Source organism: Micromonospora sp. NPDC005257 (genome assembly GCF_042872445.1).
GTDB lineage: Bacteria > Actinomycetota > Actinomycetes > Mycobacteriales > Micromonosporaceae > Micromonospora.
On the sequence record NZ_JBIAKL010000012.1, the window covers coordinates 82,025 to 103,967 of the forward strand.

Below are 21,943 nucleotides of genomic sequence, written 5' to 3' on the forward strand. Positions count from 1 at the left end.
AGACAGCCTGTCGAGGCGCCGGCCGGCCGCGGGACGGCGCGAGGCGTGGTGGTCAGCGGTCGGCGGCGCGCAGCTTGCGGACGAGTTTGCGCAGCCCGGCCTGCCAGCCGTCGGGGTCCTCGGCGCGACGGCGGGCATAGTCGGCCACCTCCGGGTGCGGCAGGATCAGGAACCGCTCCTCGGCCAGGCCGGCGACGACCGCGTCGGCGACCTGGTCGGGCGTGAGGATCGTCCCGGACGCGGCGATCACCCGGGCGCCCAGGTGCCCCTCGGCGAGGCCGTCGGCGAGCATCGGGGTGTCCACGCCCTGCGGGCACAGCGCGCTGACCCGGATACCGGCGTCCCGGTAGGTGATCGCCAGCCACTCGGCGAGACCGACCGCCGCGTGCTTGGTGGCGGTGTAGGGGGCGTCGCCGACCGCCGTGAGCACACCCGCCGCCGAGCACGTGAGCAGCAGGTGGCCCTGGCCCCGGCGAAGCATCCCGGGCAGCGCCGCGCGAGCGCTGTGCAGGTGCCCGAGCACGTTCACCCGCCAGGCCCGGTCCCAGTCCGCGTCGGGCGCGTCGATGCCGCCGCCGGTGGCCACGCCGGCGTTGGCGCAGAACAGGTCGATGCGGCCGTGGCGGCGCTCGGTCGCCTCGACGAGGGCGCGTACCGCCGCCTCGTCGGTGACGTCGAGCCCGACGCCGCTGGCCACCGGGCCGATCGCCTCGGCGGTGGCGCGGGCCGCGTCGGCGGCCAGGTCGGCCAGGACGACAGCGGCGGCGCCCTCGGCGGCGAACCGGCGGCCCAGCGCCGCGCCGATCCCGCCGGCCCCGCCGGTGATCACCACGACCCGGTCGGTCAGGTTCATCTCAGGCCACCTTCCCGGGGGCGAGCCGGGGAAGCAGGTCCATCCAGGCCGCCGCGCCGCCCTCGTTGATCTCCGGCGTGGGCAGCACGGCGACCACCGGCACGTCCACGCCGTTGTCGGCGTAGCGGCGGACGGCGGCCACACACTGCTCGGGTGAGCCGTGCAGCACCAGCGCGTCGACCACCTCGTCCGGCACGGCGGCGGAGGCGCCCCGCCGGTCCCCCGCCGCCCACGCCTGCCACATCGGGCCGAGCGAGTCCTGGCGGCCCAGCCACCTGTGGAAGGCGGCGTACGCGGGCACCGTGAGGTAGGCGGTGATCATGCGGCGGCCCAGCGCGCGGGCGTACACGGCGTCCTCCGTCGGGCAGACGAAGATGCGGGCGGCGACCTCGAAGCCCGGCCGGCGCTCGCCCACCTCGGCCAGCGCGGTCGGCACGTCGTCGGCGGACAGCCAGTTGAGGATCACCCCGTCGGCCTCGGCGGCGGCCAGGCGCAGCATGCCGGGGCGCAGCGCGGCCAGCACGACCGGCGGCGGCAGGCTGGGCGGACGTTCCAGCGTGAACTTCCGGACGGCGAACGTGTCGAACGCGCCGTCGACCGTCTCGCCGCGCAACGCGGCCCGCAGGAACCGCAGCACGTCCCGGGTGCGCTTGAACGGCTCGTCGAACTCGATCCCGTTCCAGTCCCGCACCAGCACCGGCGACGACGCGCCGACGCCGAGCGCGAAGCGGCCCGGCGCTGCCTCGGCCAGAGCGGCGGCGCTCATCGCGAGCAGTCCCGGCCCGCGGGTGAACACCGGCGTGATGGCGGTGCCCAGCCGCAGCCGCGGCGACCAGGCCGCGGCCAGGGCCAGCGGGGTGAACGCGTCCGCGCCGGCCACCTCCGACGACCACACATCGGTGAACCCGGCGTCGTCGAGGGCCGCGTAGACGGCGGCGTGGTCGGCGAGCGGGATGCCGCCCAGCGGCACGGTCATGCCCCATCGGTTCGTCACCCGTCGATCGTGCCCGTCCGGCACCGCCGGGAGCAAGATCCAGGACGATATGGGCGATCGGACGGCGACGCCGGTCCCGCACGCCGCACCCGGGCTACGATCCGCGCGTGACCTTCTCGCTCGTCGCCCGCTCCGCCGACGGGCTTCTGCACGGCGTGGTCGTGGCCAGCCGGTTCCTCGCCGCCGGGGCGCTGGTGCCGGCCGCCGAGGCGCAGGTGGGAGCGGTCGCCACCCAGGCACACGCGAACCTCGCCTACCGGGCGCAGGCGCTCGCGCTGCTGCGTACCGGCGTCAGTGCCACCGACGCGGTGGCCGGGCTGGTGGCCGCCGACCCCGGCCGCGACGACCGGCAGCTCGCCGTGGTCGGGGCGGCCGGTGACGGGGCGACCTGGACCGGGCCGCGCTGCCATCCGTGGGCCGGCGGGCAGGCCGGCGACGGCTGGGCGGCGCAGGGCAACATCCTGACCGGCCCGCAGGTGATCGACGCGCTGCGCGACGCCTGGCTGGCCCGCGTGGATCTGCCGTTCCCGCAGCGCCTGCTGGCCGCGCTCATCGCCGGTGACCAGGCCGGCGGCGACCGGCGCGGCCGGCAGAGCGCGGCGATGTTCGTGGTGCGGCGCCACGGCGGCTACGCCGGCACCGGCGACGAGCTGGTGGACCTGCGCGTGGACGACCACCCCGACCCGGTCTCCGAGCTGAGCCGCCTGCTCGACATTCACCACATGCTGTTCGGCCGGCCCGACCCGGCGTCGCTGCGTGACCTCACCGGTCCGCTCGCGGCCGAGGTGGCGGAGCTGCTCGCCGCCACCGGCAACCCGGTCGGCCCGGCCGGCCTGGACGACGCGCTGGCGGCCTGGAGCGGTCTGGAGAACCTGGAGGAACGCTTCGTGCCCGGCCGGATCGACCCGATCGTGCTGGCGCACCTGCGGCGTTGCGCGGCGCGCTGAGCCCGGTCAGCCGCCGAAGGCCAGCCGGCCGATGCCCGCTCGCGCCAGCTCGGCGCGTTCGTCGCCGGTCGCCGGCAGCCGGCCGGTGGCCTTGCGCAGCACGGTGAGCGCGTCCCAGCGCAGGCCCGGCGGCACCGGCACGCCGCCGGTGAGCACCCCGACCACCACGTCCGCCGCGACCGGGGTCAGCCAGGGCGGCCGGTCCAGCGCGTCGGCCAGGTCCAGGCCGTGCACCGCGACCTCCACCACGCGGGTACGCAGGAACTCCGCCAGCGTCATCGCGTCACCGTGCCGGGTGCCTACCACCCGGCCGGGCGGCGCGGCCGCGACCGCCTCGTCGGTGGCCCGCCAGGCCCGGCCGAACTCCGCTGCCACGGCGGCGGCGCCCGAATGCTCCCGCGCCGCCCGCCGCGCGGACTCGACACGGTCCCGGTCGACCCGCGGGCTGAACTTGGCCGCTCCGAAGTAGGCAGCCGCGTCGACCTCGGCCCGGAGCGGCGCGGGTTCGGCGAGCATCCCGGCCAGGCGTCCGGCTCCGGTGCTCACGTGCGCCACCAGGTCCCGCACCGACCAGGGCGGGCATGGCGTGGGCCGGTCCAGCGCGGCGTCGTCCAGGACGCGCAGCACCCGTTCCAGGCGCTCGCACTCGGCCCGGAACGCCGCCCGTACGTTCTGCACCGCGGTTCAGCCCTTCCAGCGGGGCACCAGCCGGTGCACCATGACCAGCACCAGCGCGGCCACCACGGCGATCGCGCCGCCGATGCCGGCCGCGCTGCCCGCGTACCCGATGAACAGCGGACGGCGGCCGAGCGCCTCGACGGGGACGGTCGAGCGATCGACCAGCCAGGACAGCGCCACCACGGAGGCCAGCAGCGCCACCACGCCGGCGCCGCCGAGCACGGCGGCGGCCACCCGGTGCGCGTCGCCCGGCTCCACCACCGCCTGCTCCCGCTGGAAGAACAGCAGCACCAGCCCGGCGACCGCCGCCCAGGCGCCGACCACCAGGTACGCGGCGACCGCGTCGCTGGGCCGGTGCCAGCCGGCGGAGAGCGTCGCGATGCCCGCGGCGGCGGCGTACCCGGCGCCGAGGAACGCCCCGGCCACCCGCAGCTTGCGCGGCAGCACCAGGATCAGCGCGACCGCCACCGAAGCCGCCACCGCGGTGTGCCCGCTGGGCAGGCTGTTGCCGGCGGCGGCCCGTTCCGGGTCGATGCCGAAGTCGGGGCGTACCAGGTAGTGCTTGAGCAGTTGCGTGGTCACGTTCGCGCCGGCGATCAGCAGCGTCGCGGTGACGGCGAGCGCCTTGCGGCCCCGGATCAGCGCGATGAAGCCGATCACGGCGGTCGCGGCCAGCAGCGACACCACCGACATGGCGTTGAGGATCGTGTCCACCGGACCGTCGATGCGGTCCTGGCCGATCCGGTTTCCGGTCAGCGCCACCGTGTCCAGCCACTGACCCAGTTCGGTGTGTACGGCGAAGCGCCACACCAGCCCGAACGCGGCTGTCTGCAGCAGGGCCAGTACGACCAACCAGACCGCCGTCCAACCCCTCGCCGTCTCACGCACCCGGACAACTTAGCGGTAGGACCGCTCCGGCGCGCGGCGGAGCGCCAGCGGCGGCGGCGTACGGTGAGGCGGGCGATGCGAGGAGGTGGGCCGTGACGGGCACGCCAGGGCGGCGACCGGAGGGCGAACCCCGGCCGGAGTCGCTGGCTGACCTGCTCGGCGGCCGGCGCGGGGCGCTGGACGCGACGCTTCCCGCCCTGGCGTTCGGGCTCGGCTGGGCGCTCGGCGGGCTGGGCGGCGGCGTGCTGGCGGCCGTGCTGACCGGCACGGCGGTGGCCGGCTGGCGGTGGCGGCGCGGCGACCGGCCCCGCTCGGTGCTGATCGGGCTGCTCGCGGTCTGCGTGGCCGCGCTGATCGCGTTGCGCACCGGCCGGGCCGCCGACTTCTTCCTGCTCCAGATCGCCGCCAACGCGGCGAGCGCGCTGGCCTGGGCGGTGAGCATCGTGGTGCGCTGGCCGCTGCTGGGTGTGGTGGTCGGCACGGCGCTGGGCCAGCGGACCCGGTGGCGGCGCGACCCGGCGCTGCTGCGGGCGTACGGCCGGGGCAGTTGGGTGTGGGCCGCGAGCTACGTGCTGCGGGTAGCGGTGTTCGTGCCACTGTGGCTGTCCGGGCAGGTGGTCGCGCTGACGGTCGCGCGGGCGGCGCTGACCTGGCCGCTGATCGCGGCGGCCCTGGCGGGGAGCTGGATGGTGATCCGGCGTTCACTGCCGGCCGGGCATCCGGGGCTGCGTCACCCGGTGGACCCGGCGGACGGCATGGTCCGGACAGAATAACGGAGAGGCCGCCACGGGGGGAGCGGCCTCTCCGTCAAATACGTTACTCCGTCCAGGGCCCGGATGTGATCCCGTGGACCGCTGAATTTCGCATGCCTTTTCGCGCCATGGGTCGTCGCCGGGCGGAGTGGTGGGCCGGCCGGTCCGCTGCGTCGGCCGGACGGCCGGCCCACCCGGCCTGACCGTGGGCGTCAGGCCGTTCGCCGACCCGGCCGCTCCGTTCCCCCATCGGCCGGGTCGGCCTCCTCCGCGGGCGGGCTCGCACCCGCCCACGGAGGAGGGGTCACCTCACCCCTGCGGGAAGTAGGTGCCGTAGTCGGCGTACGCCATGGCGATGTCCGACTGGGCCCAGAACCGGTGGTAGTTGAAGACCGGCTCGGGACCGCCGTCCAGGTACGCCTGCACCTTCGGCCAGTCCGGGTCGTTCTTGTAGAACGAGCGGATGTCCAGGAAGCTCTTGCCCGGGGCGATCGCGTCGCCGTTGGGCATCTTCCCGGTCCAGCCGTTGGGGATGTAGAGGCCCTGGCCGTCGGCGGCGTTGTAGACGTCGTCGAAGCGCTTGTAGTCGCCGCGCTTCTCCGCCGTCGAGACGCCCTTGCTGTCGGCGGCGGCCGAGAGCGCGTCCAGCAGGCCCTTGGCGGTGTCCTTCGCCGCGGTGTCGCCGGACTTGGCCGCGTACGCGATGAGCGTGCGGGCGTAGGCGCCGGCGACGCCGACGTCCTGCCCCTTGACCGTCACCTCGACGTGCAGGTTGGTGTTCGGCTGCGGGCTGCTCGGGTTCCAGTTGGCCGGCTGGCCCGTCCACTTCATGTCCGACGGGATCGACCAGTTGGTGCCGAGCGTGGTGTTGGCGATCGCCCACGGTACCCACTTGTCCAGCAGCGCCTTGGCCTTCGCGTTGCCGGTCTCCAGGTACAGCTCGGCGATGCGCTGCATCGACCAGGCCTGCATGCCGAACCACTGGTTCGACGGCGGGTCGTTGTAGACCGGGTCGACGTCGTAGAACATGCCGTAGAAGGTGGCGGTGCCCGACGGCGGCTGGGCGTAGCTGCCGTCCCAGCTGTTGGTGGCGCCACCGGCGATGCCGCCCTCGGCGGACTGGAGCCAGGTGTAGAACTCCAGCTGCCGGTCGAGGCTCTTCTGCCAGTCGGAAGTGGCGGTCGGCGACTTCGGCTTCAGCTCCGCGACGCTGGACATCGCCCAGGCCGCGAACGGGTTCTGGTAGCCGAAGTGGCTGTGGCTGGAGCCGATCCGCCACGACCAGTTCTGCGAGGCGTCGTACGCGCCACCCCAGGCGTAGTACCAGGAGAGCAGGTAGTGCGCCGAGTCACGGCCGGTGGCGGCCGGGCAGGTGCTCGCGCCGACGCAGTTGCCGATCTTCTTGAAGTACTTGTCGAACAACGCGTAGCGCAGGTAGTCGCCCATCTTGGCGGCCTTTGCCACGGTGGCCGCCACGTCGGCCTGCTTGCCCTGCGCCTTGGCCCAGGTCAGCGCCCAGTAGGCGGCCTGGACGGCACGCGCGTCGGCGTCCGGGGCGTTCGTGTACTTCCACTGCTTGGCCGGGGCGCTGGACTCCTTGACGAACAGGTCCAGGTAGCCGCTCGGGCCGCCGTGCTTGAACGTGTCGCAGGACGGCTGCGGCACGGTCTCCCACACCGACTCCTGAGTGCCCCGCTGGAACGTGTTGATGTACGCGGGCCGGGTGGTGCCGTCGCCGCAGCGGCCGAAGCCGTAGGTGTTGTCCACGTCGAGCAGCCAGTGCATGCCGTAGATGTCACCGGTGCCGTAGGTGGACTGCAGTTCCGAGCGCAGCGGGTCCTGGCCGACCGGGACGCTGGCCTCCAGCGCCGACGGGTACTGGCTGGGCAGGTTGTGCTCGGACGCGTACTGCGGGGTGCCGGGCGAGCCGGCCGTCGCCTGGTCTGAATGATTCGGAATAATATATTTTTCCATCACCGTCCAGGCGTTGTTGAACGGGGCCCAGTTCTGGCTGACCCGGCCGTACTGCGCCTCCAGCCAGAGCCAGAAGCTGAACGCCTCCGAGGTGGTCTCGTGGCCGTGGTCGGGCGCCTCGACGATCAGCGTCTCGATCGAGTGGTACGGCACGCCCTCGGGGCTGAAGTAGCCCGAGTTCTTGATCTTGCCGTACTGGTCGAGGAACTTCTTGATGTAGGCGTTGTCGCCGCCGGGGGTGTCGTTGTCCGCCTCGGTGGCCACGACGGAGATCGGCGCGTAGCCGGTGGCCGACGCGGTGATGGTGGCGGTGCCGCCGACCGTGTCGGAGTCCTCCGCGGCGGATACCGTCGCGGTGACGCCGGTGCTCCAGTTGCTCGGGGTGAGCGTCAGCGTGGACGGCGAGACGGTGATGTCGCTGTCGCCGGTGACGGCGAGGGTCACCGGGACGTTGGCGGTGGGCGCCGCGCTGAGCGTGTACCGGACCGTGGCGCTGCCGCCCTCGGACACGGTGACCGCCGACGGGCTGGCGACCAGCTTCGGCCCGCTCGCCGCGGTCACGCTGAAGGACTTCTCCGAGGTCGCCGTGCCGCCCGCGTTGTCGTACGCCTTGGCCTGCACCGTGTAGCTGCCGGCCGGCAGGTCGAGCAGGTCGTAGCCGTACGGCGCGGTGGTGTCGGTGTTGACCAGCAGGCCGTTGCGGTAGAACTCGACCTTGCTGATGGTGCCGTCGGTGTCGCTCGCGGTCGCGGTCAGCGGGACGTCCGCCGGCGCCTCGAACGGGCCGGCCGGCACGCTCAGGGAGACCGTCGGCGGCTGGTTGGTCTGCGCGCCGTTGCAGGCGACCCCGTTGAGCGTGAACGCGGTCGGCTTCGGGTTGCTGCCGCTGTAGCTGCCGTTGAAGCCGATGCTGGTGGACGCGCCGGCGGGCAGGCTGCCGTTCCACGACTCGTTCGTCGCGGTCACCTCGCTGCCGGACTGGCTCCACCGGGCCGACCAGCCCTGAACCACGCGCTGGCTGCTGTTCGGGAAGGCGAACTTCAGCGACCAGTTGTTCAGCGCGTCGCCCAGGTTCTTGATGGTGACGTTGGCGGTGAACCCGTTGTTCCAGTCGGTTGACGCATAGGTCACGTCGCAGGCGGGCGCGGCCTGGGCGGCGCCCGCGGGCAGGGCCACCCCGCCTATGACGAGGGCGGCGGCGGCGACCATCGCCGTGCGGCGACGTCTGGCCAGAAGTCTCATGTGGGCGATTTCTCCTCGGACCGGGCCGGGACCTCGGGGTCCCGGCAGGGCGCCTCCACGCGCCGACGGGGCGTACGCGGGGGGACGGAGGCGTCCGGAAAGGTGGTCGTCCCGGCCGTGCCGGGGATCGGGTGCCGCACCGGTTCGTCACCGGGTGCCCTCGGCGGCCCGCGCTCGCGTTCACTGGCTCCGCGCTGCGTGACGAGAGTGTGACATGGAAGCGCTCCCACCACAACGGCCAGCGCAGATACGCCCATCCATGTTTCGATCTCGTTTAGGGGCTTTTCCAAACCCGTGACGAGCGTTACAGTCGCAGCATCGCCGATGGGAGCGCTTCCATCGACGGAGATGTAAGTACTGGATCGCCCGGGCACACCCGTGCCCGGCGCGTCGGCCCAGAGGCCGACGGCGGACCAGCCCGGACGCCGCCGCCGGCCATCACCCGCCATACGGAGGGAGGTGGAACCAGAGCCACTCGCGTGGCCCGGCTCCCGCGCGACGCGCACGACGGACGCCAATCCACTTCGTGCGTGTGTGCACCATCGGTGGGGACGGGGGTTGCCCTCCCCCGTCCCCACACTAAACCCCCGTTGTCGACGGCAAAAGAGGCCGACGGGACAGGCGTGACACGCCACCCGGACGGCCTTTCTCGCTATCCACCCCACCCCTCGCCGCTCACGCCGCCGCGAGCGACGTTCCCGAGCGACGCCCCCGCCCTCACCCACCCTTCCGGCCGCCCGCCGGCCGCGCCGCATCCTCGCCGCGACCGCCGGATCGGGGCCGGCCGCCCCTGGCTATGCTGGGAGCGCTCCCGGCCCAGGGCGGCCCGTCACTCCGAGGAGAAGCCTCATGTCGTTACTCACCCGACGGCGCCTGCTCCGCCGCGCCGCCCTCTCCGCGACCGCGGCCGGCGCGGCCCGGGCCGGGCTCGCCGGCGCCACCGCGGCCGGCGCCACCGCGTCCACCGTCGCGCTCGGCGGCTGCGACAGCCGGCCCGAGCGCACCACCGACCCGGAGCCGGATCGCGGGCTGCGTTTCCCGGACGGCTTCGGCTGGGGGGCGGCGACCTCGGCGTACCAGATCGAGGGGGCCGCGAAGGAGGACGGGCGGGGTGAGTCCGTCTGGGACACCTTCAGCCACACGCCGGGCCGCACGCGCAACGGCGACACCGGCGACGTCGCGGCCGACCACTACCACCGGTACGCCCAGGATCTGGACCTGATGCGCGAGCTGGGGCTGCGCAGCTACCGGTTCTCCATCTCCTGGCCGCGCATCCAGGCCGACGGCTCGGGCCGCCCCAACCAGCGCGGCCTCGACTTCTACCGCCGGCTGGTGGACGGGCTGCACGAGCGCGACATCGCGCCGATGGCCACCTTGTTCCACTGGGACCTCCCCCAGGCCCTCCAGGACGCCGGCGGCTGGGAGAACCGGGACACCGCCGAGCGCTTCGCCGAGTACGCCGACGTGGTGTTCCACGCCCTCGGCGACCAGGTGCCGGTCTGGCTGACCATCAACGAGCCGAAGACGGTGGTGCAGAACGGCTACATCTGGGGCCACCACGCGCCGGGCATCCGCGACGAGGACGCGGCGTACCTGGTCGCCCACCACCTCCAGCTCGCTCACGGCCTCGCCGTGCAGGCGCTGCGCGCCTCCGGCGTCACCGGCCGGATCGGCCCGGCGCTCAACCTGCACCCCTGCTACCCGGCCGACGACTCGGCCGAGTCGGCCGCCGCGACCCGGCTCCACGACGGCTACGAGAACCGCCTCTACCTCGACTCGATCTTCAAGGGCGCGTACCCGGAGGACGTGCTGGACGACCTCGGCCCGGACAGCCGGATGGCGCGCGGCGTCCGCGACGGCGACCTGAAGATCATCTCCAGCCCGATCGACCTGCTCGCCGTGCAGTACTACACGCCGCTCTACGTCACCGGCGACCGCGACACGGTCCGCAAGTGGCCCACCTCCGAGGCGGAGTGGCAGCAGATCTACCCGGAGGGCATGTACGACATCCTGACCCGGGTCACCCGCGACTACGGCCGGGTGCCGATCACCATCACCGAGAACGGCCTGCCCTGCCCCGACGCGCCCGGCCCGGACGGCAACATCGACGACGTCGGGCGGGTCACCTTCCTGCGCGACCACTTCGCCGCCGCTCACCGGGCCATCGCCGACGGGGTGCCGCTGGAGAGCTACCACGTCTGGTCACTGCTGGACAACTTCGAGTGGGCCGAGGGGTACGAGCAGCGCTGGGGCCTGGTCTATGTCGACTACGCGAGCCAGCGGCGGGTGCTCAAGCGCAGCGCCCACTGGTACCGCGACGTGATCCGCCGCAACGGCCTGTGAACCGGCGCGCGCCCGGCCGGCGGTGTGCCGGCCGGGCGCGCACCCGGTGGATCAGCGCGTAAGCGCCGGCAGCGGATCAGCGCGTAAGCGCCGGCAGCGGATCAGCGCGGCAGCGCCTGCTGGAGTTCGGCGCGCAACGCCGGGGTGAGCATCTCGCCCGCCTGCTTGGCCAGCCGCGCCATCTCGTAGCCGACCACGCCGATGTCGGCGTCCGCCCCGGCCAGCGTGGCCAGGATCGAGCCGTCCCGGATCTGCATCACCAGGAAGTAGCCGCGCCCCATCTCGACCACCGTCTGCTTGACGACGTCACCGTCGAACATCTGTGCCGCCCCGGCGGTGATGCTCATCAGGCCGGAGGTCACCGCGGCGAGCTTGTCCGCGTGGTCGCGGGGCAGGTTCGCCGAGATCGCCACCAGGAGCCCGTCGGAGGACACCACCACCGCGTGGGCCACTCCCGGAACACGCTCGGCGAACGCGTTCACCAGCCAGCTCAGGTCGCGTGCCTCCTGGCTCAACGTCGTCACTGTCGTCGTCCTCCTTCGTCGTGCGGCAGGTACATCTCGGTGGTCTCCTCGGCCTCGGCCCGCCGTACCCCGCTGTAGAGGCGCGACAGCATGCCGCCGACCGCCTCCGGATCCGGCTCGTGCCGCACCGTCGGGCGGTCCGGACGCCCGTCCGGGGCGACCGAGGTGAGCTGGGCCATCGGCACGCGTACCGGCAGGCCCCGCTCGTTGGTCCCTCCGGTCACCGGCGTCGCCGCCGGGGCCGGCGTCACACCCGGCGCCGACGCGGCCGGCCCCTGCCGGCTGAACCATCCGCCGCCCGCCGCGCCGACGTCCGGCGTGAGCACGTCCTCGGCCCGTCCCGGGCGGGGCCGCGGTGCGGTGACCGGCGCGGCGGCCGGCGCCGGCGCGGCGGGTCCGGCGTCGCTCCCGTCGCCGAGCGGCCGGCCGGTCAGCGGGGACACCGGCAGCGCCGCGGGCTGGCCCGGCGCCGGACGCCATCCGGCCACCGGCAGCTCGGCGGTCGCCGCGACGAGCGCCCCGGACGCCGCTACCGGACCGGTGAGCGCCCGCTGCTCCGCGCCGCGCCCGAGCCGGTCCGGCCCCGGCCGTTCCGTCTCCGGCCCGGGCGCCTCGGCCAGCAGCTCGGCCGGGATCCGCACCCGGGCCACCAGGCCCGCCCGGGTGGCGCTCAACCGCACCCGTACGCCGTGCCGGGCGCCGAGGTGGCTCACCACGAACAGGCCCATCCGCTCCGAGGCCGACACGTCGGCGGCCGGCGGCTCGGCGAGCACCGCGTTCGCCTCGGCCAGCGCCGGCGGGCTCATGCCCAAGCCTTCGTCGACGACCTGCACCAGCGCGCCCCGGCCGTCCGGCTCGACGACCACCCGCACCGCGGTGTCCGGGCGGGAGAAGGCGGTGGCGTTCTCCAGCAGCTCCGCGAACAGGTGCACCAGGTCGCCCACCGCGTGCCCGACGATGTGCAGGTCGGTCCGGTTCTCGTGGCGCACGCGCTGGTACTGCTCGATCTCGGCACTGGCGGCCAGCAGCACCGCGCCCAGGCCCACCGGACGGTTCCACCGCCGGGTCGACTCGCTGCCGGCGAGCACCAGCAGGCTCTCGTCGTTGCGGCGCATGCGGGCGGCGAGGTGGTCGAGCTTGAACAGGTTCTCCAGCTGGTCCGGGTCGCTCTCCTCGCGTTCGAGGTCGTCGAGCAGCTCCAGTTGCCGCTCGACGAGCACCTGGCTGCGCCGGGCCAGGTTGACGAACATGGCATTGACGTTGCGCCGCATCATCGCCTGCTCGACCGCCACGTCGACGGCGCTGCGGTGCACCGCCACGAACGCCTCCGCCAGCTCGCCGATCTCGTCCTGCGAGTCGATCACCGCGGGCGGCACGTCGATCGCGCCCACCGGGCGATCCACCGTGCGCAGCCGTTCCAGCGTCAGCGGCAGATCCACCTGCGCGATCCGCAGCGCCTGGCCGCGGAGCTGCCGCATGGCGCGGGCCACCGACCGGCCGACCAGCAGCGAGATCAGCACCGCGGCCAGGAGCACGGTGGCGATCGCGCCGCCCACCAGCAGCGTGTCGCGCAGTTGGCGGGCGCTGGCGTCGTCGGCCTGGCGTACCGCGTCGCCGACGATCTCGCTCTCCAACTGGCGGAACAGCTCCTGCCGCTGCTCGCTGGCCGCCCACCACTGGGCCGCGTCCAGCAGGGCCGGCTTCGCCTCGCCGCCGGGCAGGGTGCGCTCCTCCATCCGGGTGGCGGCGACGAACGCCGGGTCGACCGAGGTGCGGTCGTAGCGGCGGATCTGGTCCGCGGTCGCCGCGACCCGGAACGCACCGAGCGCGGTGAGCTGCTGGGCCCGCAGGTCGCTCAGCGTCACCTGGGCGTCGGGCTCGTACCGGCCGGCCCGGGCGGCGGCGTAGAGCTCCGCGCGGACGCGCGAGGACAGCTCCTTGACCCGGGAGACCTGCACGTACCGCAGCACCGCCTCGGTCAGGTCCTGCCGGCCGTCGCCGGGCGACGGCTCGGCCAGCAGGTTCAGCAGCGACGCGACGGACCTGTGGTAATTGCTCAGCACGGTGTCGCTGGACAGCACCGCCGGCGCCACCGCCGCCCGGATGTTCGTTACCTGGTCGTACGCCTCGATGGCCTCGGAGTACGAGACCCGCCAGGCGGCGTCGGCGTCGGCCAGCGGCGCGGCGGCGGTGCGCAGCTCCGCCATCGCGCGGTCGGTGGCCTCCTGGAGCGGTTTGAGCGCGGCGACGGCGGCGTCCCGGTCGGCGCCGGTGCCGACACGGCGCAGCGCGGCCAGTTCGCCCGCGGTGCGGTCCCGTTCGTGCTGGAGCCGGTCCACGGCGGCGGAGATCTGCCGGCCGATGCCGACCTGCTCGGCGAAGGCGCTCAGCGTGGTGGTCTGCCCGACCAGGCCCCGGGTCTGGATGCCGGCCAGGATCAGGAACGCCAGTGAGGGGATCACCAGCACCGTGGCGAGCTTGGTGCCCATCCGCCAGTCCCGCAGCCGGAACCCGGAGCGCCGCCGGTGCGGCTGAGGGGCCGCACCGGGAACCGGGTCGGGACCTGCGCCCACGGTTGCCTCCTCGTCCCGCCCCACCACATCGGGGAGCGGAGTCCATCCAATCAGGCCGTCTGCCGGTGTCAACGGCCGCCCGGACGGCATGACCAGGACGGTCAGCGCCGCGGGGTGGACGGTCACGCGTGCGAGGCGGCCTCGTCCGTCCGGCCGACCCCGGCGATCTCGCCCGCCTCCGCGAGCCGGCCCAGCGCGATGAGCGCCGCACCGGTGGCGCCGATCTCCGGGTTGCGTTGCCAGCACACCCGGCGGGGCGCGAGCGCGTCGAGGAACGCACCGCGCCACCACGGTGAGGCGGTCAGCGCCCCGCCGCCGAGGATCACCTCCATCGGCTCCCCGATGTCGGCCTCCAGCAGGGTCAGGTCGTCGGCGACGAGCCGGCACAGCCCGCTCATCAGGCCGGCGAGGATGTCCACCGCGGTGGTGCCGAAGCTCAGCCCGCGCAGCTCCCCCGATCCCGCCGGGGCGGTGCCCGGTGGACGGTCGCCGCCGAACCGGGGGTTGGCCCGCACCGGACCGGCGGCCCGGTCCAGCGCCGCCTCCAACTCCCGGCCCGCCGGCAGCCGCAGCTCGCGGGCCGCCCAGGCGAACAGGTTGCCGCCGCTGGAGTACGCCGCGCCGGTCACCACGTGGTCGTGGTCGACCCGGTAACGCCAGAGCCGGGCCGGCAGCGGCGGCGGCTCCGCGCCGGCCGGCAGCGCCTGGATCACACGTACCGCCGCCGAGGTGCCGACGGTCACCGCCGCACGGGAAGGGTCGACGCAGCCCGAGCCGACGTTCGCCGCCGCGCCGTCGCCGACCGGCGGCGCCCACCGCGCCCCGGCCAACTGCGGCCACCGCCGGGCGTACGTCGCGTTCAGCCGGCCGTGCCAGCCCGGCGGGGCCGGCGGCGCCAACCGGTCCGGTCGTACGCCGGCCAGCTCGCACGCCTCCGGATCCCAGTCCAGGCGCCCCAGGTCGAACAGCCCGGTGCCGGAGGCCAGTGACACGGACATCGGCGCCTCGTCGAGCAGCGTGCCGAGCGCGTACTCGGTGAGCCCGGTGAAGCGGGCCGCCGGGCCGGTGCGCTCACGCAGCCAGGGCAGTCGCACCGACCAGTAGCAGCGGTGCCACCACGCGCCGGTACGCCTGTGGAAGTGCTCCGGGTCGGCCGGCCCGGGCGCTCCGGCGAGCGGCTCCGGCCGGGTGTCCAGCCAGGTCAGCACCGGTCCCGACGGTTTTCCGTCGGCGGCAAGCGGCAGCACCGAGTGCCACTGCGCGGAGATGGCCACCAGCTCCACGTCCCGCAGGTGCCCGCCGGCGGCCAACTCGTCCACGCACTCGATCAGGCAGGCCAGGTAGGCCGGGCCGTCGAGCGTCCCGCTGCCGTCCTCCCCGGTTACCAGGCGCACCCGGCGCCGGGCCAGCGCGCCCGGACGGGGGACGGCGTCCGCGTCGAGCACCAAGCCGCGCACCGAGGAGGTGCCCAGATCCAGAGCGAGAATGTCCATCGCCGGTCAACCTACCCGGGGCGGCCGGCGGCTACGCCAAGATCCGTACCGCTCTCGTGTGATCGGGTTCCGCGGCGACCGCCGACCGCGTACAGTGACCGTCATGCTCGCGCACCTGTCCTGCTGGTGGCCCGCCGACCCGGCGGCCCACCCCCGCGCGTAGCTTTCCCCACGCGGCCGCCCGACGAGGCGGCCGCCGGTCTCCCCCGGCATCCCGGGTCGCCTCCACCGGCGGCCACCGGCCCACCGAGGAGACCCGATGACCCGCCTGTCCGACCCGCTCGCCGCCGTCGCTGCCGGCCGCGACCCCGGCCCGTTCGCGCTCGTCCGCCGCGAGGGCGCCGGCCACGTCGACCTGTTCACCGGCCCGGTACGCACCGCCGACCGGCTCGCCGACCTGCCGCTGCCCGAGCACGGCTCCGGGCCGCACACGCTGGCGGTGGTGCCGTACCGGCAGATCACCGAACGCGGTTTCGAGTGCGTCGACGACGGGCTGCCACTGGAGTTCCTGACGGTCGAGGAGCACCGGCGGATACCACTCGCCGAACTGCTCGACGACCTGCCCGACGCCGAGGTACGCACCCGCGACGCCGGCTTCGACATCGCCGACGACGAGTACGCGGCGATCGTGGAACGGGTGCTGACCGACGAGATCGGCCGGGGCGAGGGCGCGAACTTCGTCATCCACCGCACCATGCGCGCCACGGTGCAGGGCGACCCGCTGGCCGCGGCCCTGGCCGCGCTGCGCCGGCTGCTGCTGCGCGAGCGGGGCGCGTACTGGACGTTCCTCGTGCACACCGGCACCCGGATCCTGGTCGGCGCCAGCCCCGAGCGGCACGTCAGCGTCACCGACGGACTGGTCGAGATGAACCCGATCAGCGGCACGTTCCGGCACCGGGGCGAGACCGTCGACCGGACCGAGCTGCTGCGCTTCCTGTACGAGGAGAAGGAGGTGGAGGAGCTTTACATGGTGCTGGACGAGGAGCTGAAGATGATGGCCGTGGTCGCCGAGCACGGCGGCCAGGTGGTCGGGCCGTACCTGAAGGAGATGGCGCACCTGGCGCACACCGAGTACCTCCTGGCCGGGCGCTGTTCCCGGGACGTACGCGAGGTGCTGCGGGAGACCATGTTCGCGCCGACGGTCACCGGCAGCCCGATGGAGAACGCCTGCCGGGTGATCGCCCGGCACGAGCGCACCGGCCGGCGCTACTACGCCGGGGTGCTCGCCCTGCTGGGCCGCGACGTGCAGGGCCGGCAGACGCTCGACGCGCCGATCCTGATCCGTACCGCCGAGATCTCCCCGACCGGCGCGCTGCGCGTGCCGGTCGGCGCGACGCTGGTCCGGCACTCGACCACCGCCGGGGAGGTCGCCGAGACGCACGCGAAAGCCGCCGGGGTGCTGGCCGCGCTCGGCCTGGGCCCGGACGCGCCGCGCTCGGCCACCGAGCCGGCCGTCCGGTACGCCGACGACCCCGAGGTACGCGCCGCGCTGGCCGCCCGCAACGCCCCGCTGGCCCGGTTCTGGCTGGAGCAGCGGACGCCGGGGGCACTCGCGCTGCGCGGGCTCGCCGGACGCCGGGCGCTGATCGTCGACGGCGAGGACACCTTCACCGGCATGCTCGCCCACCAGCTCGGCGCGCTGGGCCTGACCGTGACCCGGCGGGACTGGCCGGACCCGGGTCCGCTGGACGGCTACGACCTGGTGGTGGCCGGCCCTGGGCCGGGTGATCCGCGGGACGCGACGGCACCGAAGATGGTGGCGCTGCGGACGCTCCTGACCGAGCTGCTCGAATCCGGCCGGCCGACGCTGGCGGTGTGCCTGGGCCACCAGTTGCTCGCCGGGCTGCTGGGCCTGCCGCTGCACCGCCGCGACGCGCCGTACCAGGGGTTGCCGCGGGACGTGCCGGTGTTCGGGGTGACCCGCCGGGTCGGGTTCTACGCCAGCTTCACCGCCCGCGCCGACGCGGACCGGGTCGCTAGCCCGTACGGCCCGGTCGAGGTGTCCCGCGACCCGGCCGACGGCGCGGTGCACGCGCTGCGCGGCGCGGGCTTCGCCGGGGTGCAGTTCCACCCGGAGTCGGTGCTGAGCCAGGACGGCACGACGGTCCTGGCAGATCTGCTCGGGCATCTGCTCGACCGCCCCGCGCTGAGCGCGCATGGCGCGGCCGATCGCGGGTAGGGCACTGGCGACCGGTGGTCCGGGCGGGTTCGAGAGCCCTCGCCCGGCCACCGGTCGCCAGTCGGGCCGTCAGCCGGCCATGCCCCGCTTCAGCGCGGCGCCCATGAGCACGGCCCGCTTGGCGGTCAGCGCGGTGGCGGTCAGGGCAACGTGGTCCGGGGCCACCTCGCCGTTGTTGCTGGTGTGCGACGCGCCGTACGGGTTGCCGGCGACGAACTGGCTCGGGTCGGTGTAGCCGGGGGTCACCACGATGCCGCCCCAGTGGTAGAAGACCGTGTACAGCGACAGCAGCGTCGCCTCCTGGCCGCCGTGTGACGTGGCGGTCGAGGTAAACCCGGTGTAGACCTTGTCGGCCAGCGCGCCGTTGGCCCACAGCGGCCCGGTCGTGTCGATGAACTGCTTGAGCTGGGCGGCGATCATGCCGTACCGGGTCGGCGCGCCCATGATCACCACGTCCGCCCAGGCCAGGTCGTCCGGCTCGGCCTCCATCACGTCCTGGGTCTCCAGCCGGTGCGCCTGCCAGCCGGAGTTGGAGCGGATCGCCTCGTCGGGCGCCAGCTCACGTACCTTGCGCAGGCGCACCTCGGCGCCGGCCTCCCCGGCCGCCTCGACCGCCGCCTGCGCCATCTGGTAGGTGATGCCGGTCGCGCTGTAATAGATCACCGCGACCTTGACCTGGCCATCCATCAGACGTTCCCTCCTCGGTTTCGGGTCAGCTCCGGCGACTACCCGTTACTTGTTCCGTCAAACGCCGGGCGTGGCATGCTCGCCGGGTGCAGACCCGTACCGCCACGCCGGCCGACTGGCCGCTGGTCTGGCCGTTGCCGCGCGGGATCGTGGCGGCCGGCGAGACGTACACCTGGCCCCGCGACGTCACGGAGGAGCAGGCCCGCAGGCTCTGACTGCCCTGGACCGCGCGTCGCTCAAGATTTGCGCAAGTTCCGTCCGCAACCGCTCTCCCCGCCCAGCTCACACGGGATGCTGGTCGGACCGGCGTCGGCCGCACCGGCCGCCCCCGCGCCGGGAACCTGAACGGGGGATCGCGCTGGTGTCGGCAGCGCCGCCGGCGCAGCGCGATCAGGGGCTGTCGTATCCCGCGCCTACGCTGACCCCGTGATCGCACGTCTGAGCCGCGCCGAGGCGCTCGCGCTGCGGATGACCGGCCTGCTGCTGCGCCCGCACCCCACCGCCCGCCCGCAGGGCGTCGCCGACGTGGTCGAGTGGTTCGGCGCCATGCAGGCGCAGGACGCGGCGAGCGGGCTGTGGTCGCTGGGCGTACGCCTGCCCGGCGCCACCCAGGCCGACGTCCGCGCGGCGCTGGAGCGGCGCGAGGCGCTGCGCACCTGGCCGATGCGCGGCACCGTGCACCTGGTCCCGGCGCGCGACACGCGGTGGATGCTGGAGCTGACCGGGGCGCGGACGCTCGCCGGCATCGCCGGACGATGGCGGCAGCTCGGGCTGACCGTCGCCGACGGTGAGCGGGCCGGTGACGTGCTGGGCGCGGCGCTGGCCGGCGGTGGCCGGCTCACCCGCGCCGAGTGCCTGGCCGCGTTGCGGGCCGCCGGGCTGGACACGGACGGTCAGCGCGGCTATCACCTGCTCTGGTACGCCAGCCAGCGCGGCGTCACCTGCATCGCGCCGCACGTCGGCACCGAGCAGACGTTCGTCCTGCTCGACGAGTGGGCGCCCGACCCGCACCGCCCGGAGCGCGACGAGGCGCTGGCGTTACTGGCGCAGCGCTACGTGCGCGGCCACGGCCCGGTGACCCGGCACGAGCTGGCCCGGTGGACCGGCCTGACCGTCACCGACGCGACCCGGGCGATCGCGCTCGCCGGTGACCTGCTCGCCCCGGTCGAGGTCGACGGCGAGCCCGCGGTGGTCGACGCCGCGCTGCTCGACGCGCCCCGCTCACCGGTCGACGACGTGCACACCCTGCCCGGCTTCGACGAATACCTGCTCGGCTTCAAGGACCGCTCGCTGATGCTCGACCCGGCGCACGCCGCGGCAGTGGTCCCCGGCAACAACGGCATGTTCCGGTCGACCGTGGTGCGCGGCGGGCGCGTGGTCGGCACCTGGACGCGGACGCTCGGCGCGAAGACGGTGACGGTGGCCGTGCACCAGCTTGTGCCGTTCGACGCCGCGCTGCGCACCCGGGTCAACGCCGCGCTGACGGCTTACGCCCGCTTCCTCGGCCTGGAGCTGCGCCACTCCTGGTGACGCTCGCCGAGAACTCGACGGGTGGAACACCATGGGTGTCACAACCGTCCGCAGGCACCCGTGGTGTTCCGCTCACCGCATGCGGCCCGCCGCACGGGCGGCCCGGCGCCTGGTTCGCTCCGGCCGCAGACGCCAGTTCGGGGAAGTGGCGTCATCCCACGTGAGTGATGCCACTTCCCCGACGTGCAGGTGATCGCCGGGTGCGGGTCACCCGCCACCGACGGATGGGCTCAGTCGGCCAGCGCGCCGGCCGAGCGGCCCTCGTGCAGCGTCAGGTTGCGGCCGCTGCCCGGGTCGAACAGGTGGATCTTCTCCAGGTTGAACCAGACCCGGCGCGACTCGCCCTCGCGGACCGGCGACTCCGCCGACAGCCGGGTGACCAGGTTGGAGCCGGCGCCGGCGAAGTCCGCAGCGCCCGTGTCGGCGGCCAGTTCCTCAAGCTCGGCGGCGGTGGCCCGCTCCCCCTCGACGGTGAAGTAGACGTACTTGTCCGAGCCCATCGACTCGACGATGTCGACAGGCGCCTCGAACTCGATGCCCCGGCGGCGGGTCTCGTCGTCGATCAGCGCCGCGTCCTCGAAGTGCTCGGGGCGGATGCCGAGGATCAGCTCCCTGGGCGCGTCGCCCGCCTCCAGCTCGCGCCGGATCCGATCGCCGACCGGCACGTCGCCGAGCGCGGTCCGCAGCCGGCCGTCCTCCACGACGGCGTGCACGAAGTTCATCGAGGGCGAGCCGATGAACCCGGCGACGAAGAGGTTGCGCGGGTGGTCGTACAGCTCCTGCGGCGGCCCGACCTGCTGCACCGCGCCGCCCCGCATGATGACCACCCGGTCGCCGAGCGTCATCGCCTCGGTCTGGTCGTGGGTGACGTAGACGGTGGTCGTGGCGAGCTGCTTCTGCAGCCGGGACACCACGGTGCGCATCTGCACGCGCAGCTTGGCGTCCAGGTTCGACAGCGGCTCGTCCATCAGGAACGCCTTGGGCTGGCGAACGATCGCCCGGCCCATCGCCACCCGCTGCCGCTGGCCGCCGGAGAGGTTGGCCGGCCTGCGGTCCAGCAGCGCGGTCAGCTCCAGCACCTTCGCCGCCTCGTCGACCTTCTGGTTGATGGTCTCCTTGTCCAGCTTCGCCAGCCGCAGCGGGAACGCCATGTTCTCCCGCACGGTCATGTTCGGGTAGAGCGCGTACGACTGGAAGACCATCGCGATGTCGCGGTCCCGGGGCGCCTTGTCGTTCACCCGCTCACCGCCGATGCGCAGCTCACCGGAGCTGATGTCCTCCAGCCCGGCGATCATGTTGAGCGTGGTGGACTTCCCGCAGCCGGACGGGCCCACCAGGATCACGAACTCGCCGTCGGCGATCTCCAGGTCGACGTCCTGTACGGCGGTGGTCCCGTCCGGGAACCGCTTGCTCACCTTGTCCAGCACGATGTCGGCCATTGCTACCACCTATCCCTTGACTGCGCCGGAGGTCAGACCGGAGACGATGCGGCGCTGGAAGAAGAGCACGAACAGGATGATCGGCACGGTGATCACCACGGCGGCGGCGCAGATCGCCCCGGTGGGGTCCTCGAACTGCGACTCGCCGGTGAAGAACTGCAGGGCCACCGGGACCGTGCGGGACCGCTCGGTCGAGGTGAGCGTGATCGCGAACAGGAAGTCGTTCCAGCAGAAGATGAAGACCAGGATCGCCGTGGTGAACACGCCGGGCGCGGCCAGCGGCGCGATCACCCGCCGGAACGCCTGGGCCTGGGTGGCGCCGTCCATCTTCGCCGCCTTCTCCAGGTCCCACGGGATCTGCTTGAAGAACGCCGACAGCGTGTAGATCGCCAGCGGCAGCGCGAACGTGATGTACGGCAGGATCAGGCCCGGCCAGGTGTCGAACAGACCGAGCTGCCGTTCGATCTCGAACAGCGGCGACACCAGCGACACCTGCGGGAACATCGCGATCAGCAGCGAGACGCCGACAAGCACCTTCTTGCCCGGGAAGTCCAGCCGGGAGATCGCGTACGCGGCCATCGTCCCGAGCACCACCGCGATCGCGGTGGCGATCAGCGCGATGCCGATGGAGTTGACCAGGGCCCGGACGAACTGGTCGGTGTCGAAGATGGTCCGGTAGTTGTCGAGCGTCCACTCCCGGGGCCAGAACTTGCCGTCGGTGAGCGTGGCCGGGGTCTTGAACGACAGCGAGGCGATCCAGAGCACGGGAACGAGCGCGAAGACGACGACCACGACGTCCAGCAGGCCCCAGCGCAGCTTCGCCCGCGTGGTGGTTTCCACTGCCATG

Annotated in this window: 17 protein-coding genes; 6 read left to right on the forward strand and 11 right to left on the reverse strand. The window is 73.8% G+C overall.

What is annotated here, in order from left to right; all coding sequences use genetic code 11:
- Positions 1-52: 52 nt before the first annotated feature.
- Entirely contained in the window at positions 53-853 is an 801-nt protein-coding gene (locus ACFYO8_RS24135; protein WP_355096405.1) for an SDR family oxidoreductase, read from the reverse strand.
- Position 854: 1 nt separating this feature from the next.
- A complete protein-coding gene (locus ACFYO8_RS24140) occupies positions 855-1,829 on the reverse strand; it encodes an LLM class F420-dependent oxidoreductase (protein ID WP_354873314.1) in 975 nt (324 codons plus the stop codon).
- A 125-nt stretch (positions 1,830-1,954) separates the two neighbouring features.
- Between ACFYO8_RS24140 and ACFYO8_RS24145 the strand changes: the two genes are divergently transcribed.
- Positions 1,955-2,794, forward strand: coding sequence for a DUF1028 domain-containing protein (locus ACFYO8_RS24145; RefSeq protein WP_354873151.1), 840 nt, complete (start codon positions 1,955-1,957; stop codon positions 2,792-2,794).
- A 6-nt stretch (positions 2,795-2,800) separates the two neighbouring features.
- On the opposite strand, the gene ACFYO8_RS24150 is transcribed toward ACFYO8_RS24145, so the two are convergent.
- Complete coding sequence (locus ACFYO8_RS24150; RefSeq protein ID WP_357711827.1) at positions 2,801-3,472, reverse strand: maleylpyruvate isomerase N-terminal domain-containing protein; 672 nt, start codon at positions 3,470-3,472, stop codon at positions 2,801-2,803.
- 6 nt (positions 3,473-3,478) lie between these two features.
- The gene (locus tag ACFYO8_RS24155; protein ID WP_354873155.1) at positions 3,479-4,360 is read right to left on the reverse strand and encodes a phosphatase PAP2 family protein; all 882 of its coding nucleotides are present in this window, start codon (positions 4,358-4,360) and stop codon (positions 3,479-3,481) included.
- Positions 4,361-4,452: 92 nt separating this feature from the next.
- Between ACFYO8_RS24155 and ACFYO8_RS24160 the strand changes: the two genes are divergently transcribed.
- A complete protein-coding gene (locus tag ACFYO8_RS24160) occupies positions 4,453-5,133 on the forward strand; it encodes a DUF3159 domain-containing protein (RefSeq protein ID WP_357711824.1) in 681 nt (226 codons plus the stop codon).
- A gap of 288 nt (positions 5,134-5,421) precedes the next feature.
- On the opposite strand, the gene ACFYO8_RS24165 is transcribed toward ACFYO8_RS24160, so the two are convergent.
- The gene (locus ACFYO8_RS24165) at positions 5,422-8,319 is read right to left on the reverse strand and encodes a glycoside hydrolase family 48 protein (RefSeq protein ID WP_355096403.1); all 2,898 of its coding nucleotides are present in this window, start codon (positions 8,317-8,319) and stop codon (positions 5,422-5,424) included.
- Between the two features lie 858 nt (positions 8,320-9,177).
- On the opposite strand from ACFYO8_RS24165, the gene ACFYO8_RS24170 reads away from it, so the two are divergent.
- Positions 9,178-10,671 carry a GH1 family beta-glucosidase gene (locus ACFYO8_RS24170; protein ID WP_354873159.1) on the forward strand — a complete coding sequence of 498 codons (1,494 nt, stop codon included), beginning with the start codon at positions 9,178-9,180 and terminating at the stop codon, positions 10,669-10,671.
- A gap of 101 nt (positions 10,672-10,772) precedes the next feature.
- Here the strand turns inward: ACFYO8_RS24170 and ACFYO8_RS24175 are convergent, their stop codons facing one another.
- The 3 genes from ACFYO8_RS24175 to ACFYO8_RS24185 are packed head-to-tail and all read right to left on the reverse strand — an operon-like array spanning position 10,773 to position 15,261.
- Complete coding sequence (locus ACFYO8_RS24175; RefSeq protein ID WP_334523680.1) at positions 10,773-11,186, reverse strand: roadblock/LC7 domain-containing protein; 414 nt, start codon at positions 11,184-11,186, stop codon at positions 10,773-10,775.
- A gap of 5 nt (positions 11,187-11,191) precedes the next feature.
- Positions 11,192-13,858 (reverse strand): nitrate- and nitrite sensing domain-containing protein, encoded by a 2,667-nt coding sequence (locus ACFYO8_RS24180; protein ID WP_387257590.1) that lies wholly within the window; start codon positions 13,856-13,858, stop codon positions 11,192-11,194.
- 32 nt (positions 13,859-13,890) lie between these two features.
- Complete coding sequence (locus ACFYO8_RS24185) at positions 13,891-15,261, reverse strand: FGGY family carbohydrate kinase (protein ID WP_354873163.1); 1,371 nt, start codon at positions 15,259-15,261, stop codon at positions 13,891-13,893.
- Between the two features lie 259 nt (positions 15,262-15,520).
- Between ACFYO8_RS24185 and ACFYO8_RS24190 the strand changes: the two genes are divergently transcribed.
- Positions 15,521-17,440 (forward strand): chorismate-binding protein, encoded by a 1,920-nt coding sequence (locus ACFYO8_RS24190; protein ID WP_355095521.1) that lies wholly within the window; start codon positions 15,521-15,523, stop codon positions 17,438-17,440.
- A 69-nt stretch (positions 17,441-17,509) separates the two neighbouring features.
- Here the strand turns inward: ACFYO8_RS24190 and wrbA are convergent, their stop codons facing one another.
- Complete coding sequence (wrbA, locus tag ACFYO8_RS24195) at positions 17,510-18,127, reverse strand: NAD(P)H:quinone oxidoreductase (RefSeq protein ID WP_354873167.1); 618 nt, start codon at positions 18,125-18,127, stop codon at positions 17,510-17,512.
- A gap of 86 nt (positions 18,128-18,213) precedes the next feature.
- Here wrbA and ACFYO8_RS24200 point away from each other — a divergent pair, with 86 nt between their 5' ends.
- The gene (locus tag ACFYO8_RS24200; protein WP_355095519.1) at positions 18,214-18,342 is read left to right on the forward strand and encodes a hypothetical protein; all 129 of its coding nucleotides are present in this window, start codon (positions 18,214-18,216) and stop codon (positions 18,340-18,342) included.
- Between the two features lie 211 nt (positions 18,343-18,553).
- Positions 18,554-19,657 carry a winged helix DNA-binding domain-containing protein gene (locus ACFYO8_RS24205; protein WP_354873170.1) on the forward strand — a complete coding sequence of 368 codons (1,104 nt, stop codon included), beginning with the start codon at positions 18,554-18,556 and terminating at the stop codon, positions 19,655-19,657.
- A 230-nt stretch (positions 19,658-19,887) separates the two neighbouring features.
- Here the strand turns inward: ACFYO8_RS24205 and ACFYO8_RS24210 are convergent, their stop codons facing one another.
- Complete coding sequence (locus ACFYO8_RS24210; protein ID WP_357707591.1) at positions 19,888-21,096, reverse strand: sn-glycerol-3-phosphate ABC transporter ATP-binding protein UgpC; 1,209 nt, start codon at positions 21,094-21,096, stop codon at positions 19,888-19,890.
- Positions 21,097-21,105: 9 nt separating this feature from the next.
- Entirely contained in the window at positions 21,106-21,942 is an 837-nt protein-coding gene (locus ACFYO8_RS24215) for a carbohydrate ABC transporter permease (RefSeq protein ID WP_354873174.1), read from the reverse strand.
- Between the last annotated feature and the right edge of the window lies 1 nt (position 21,943).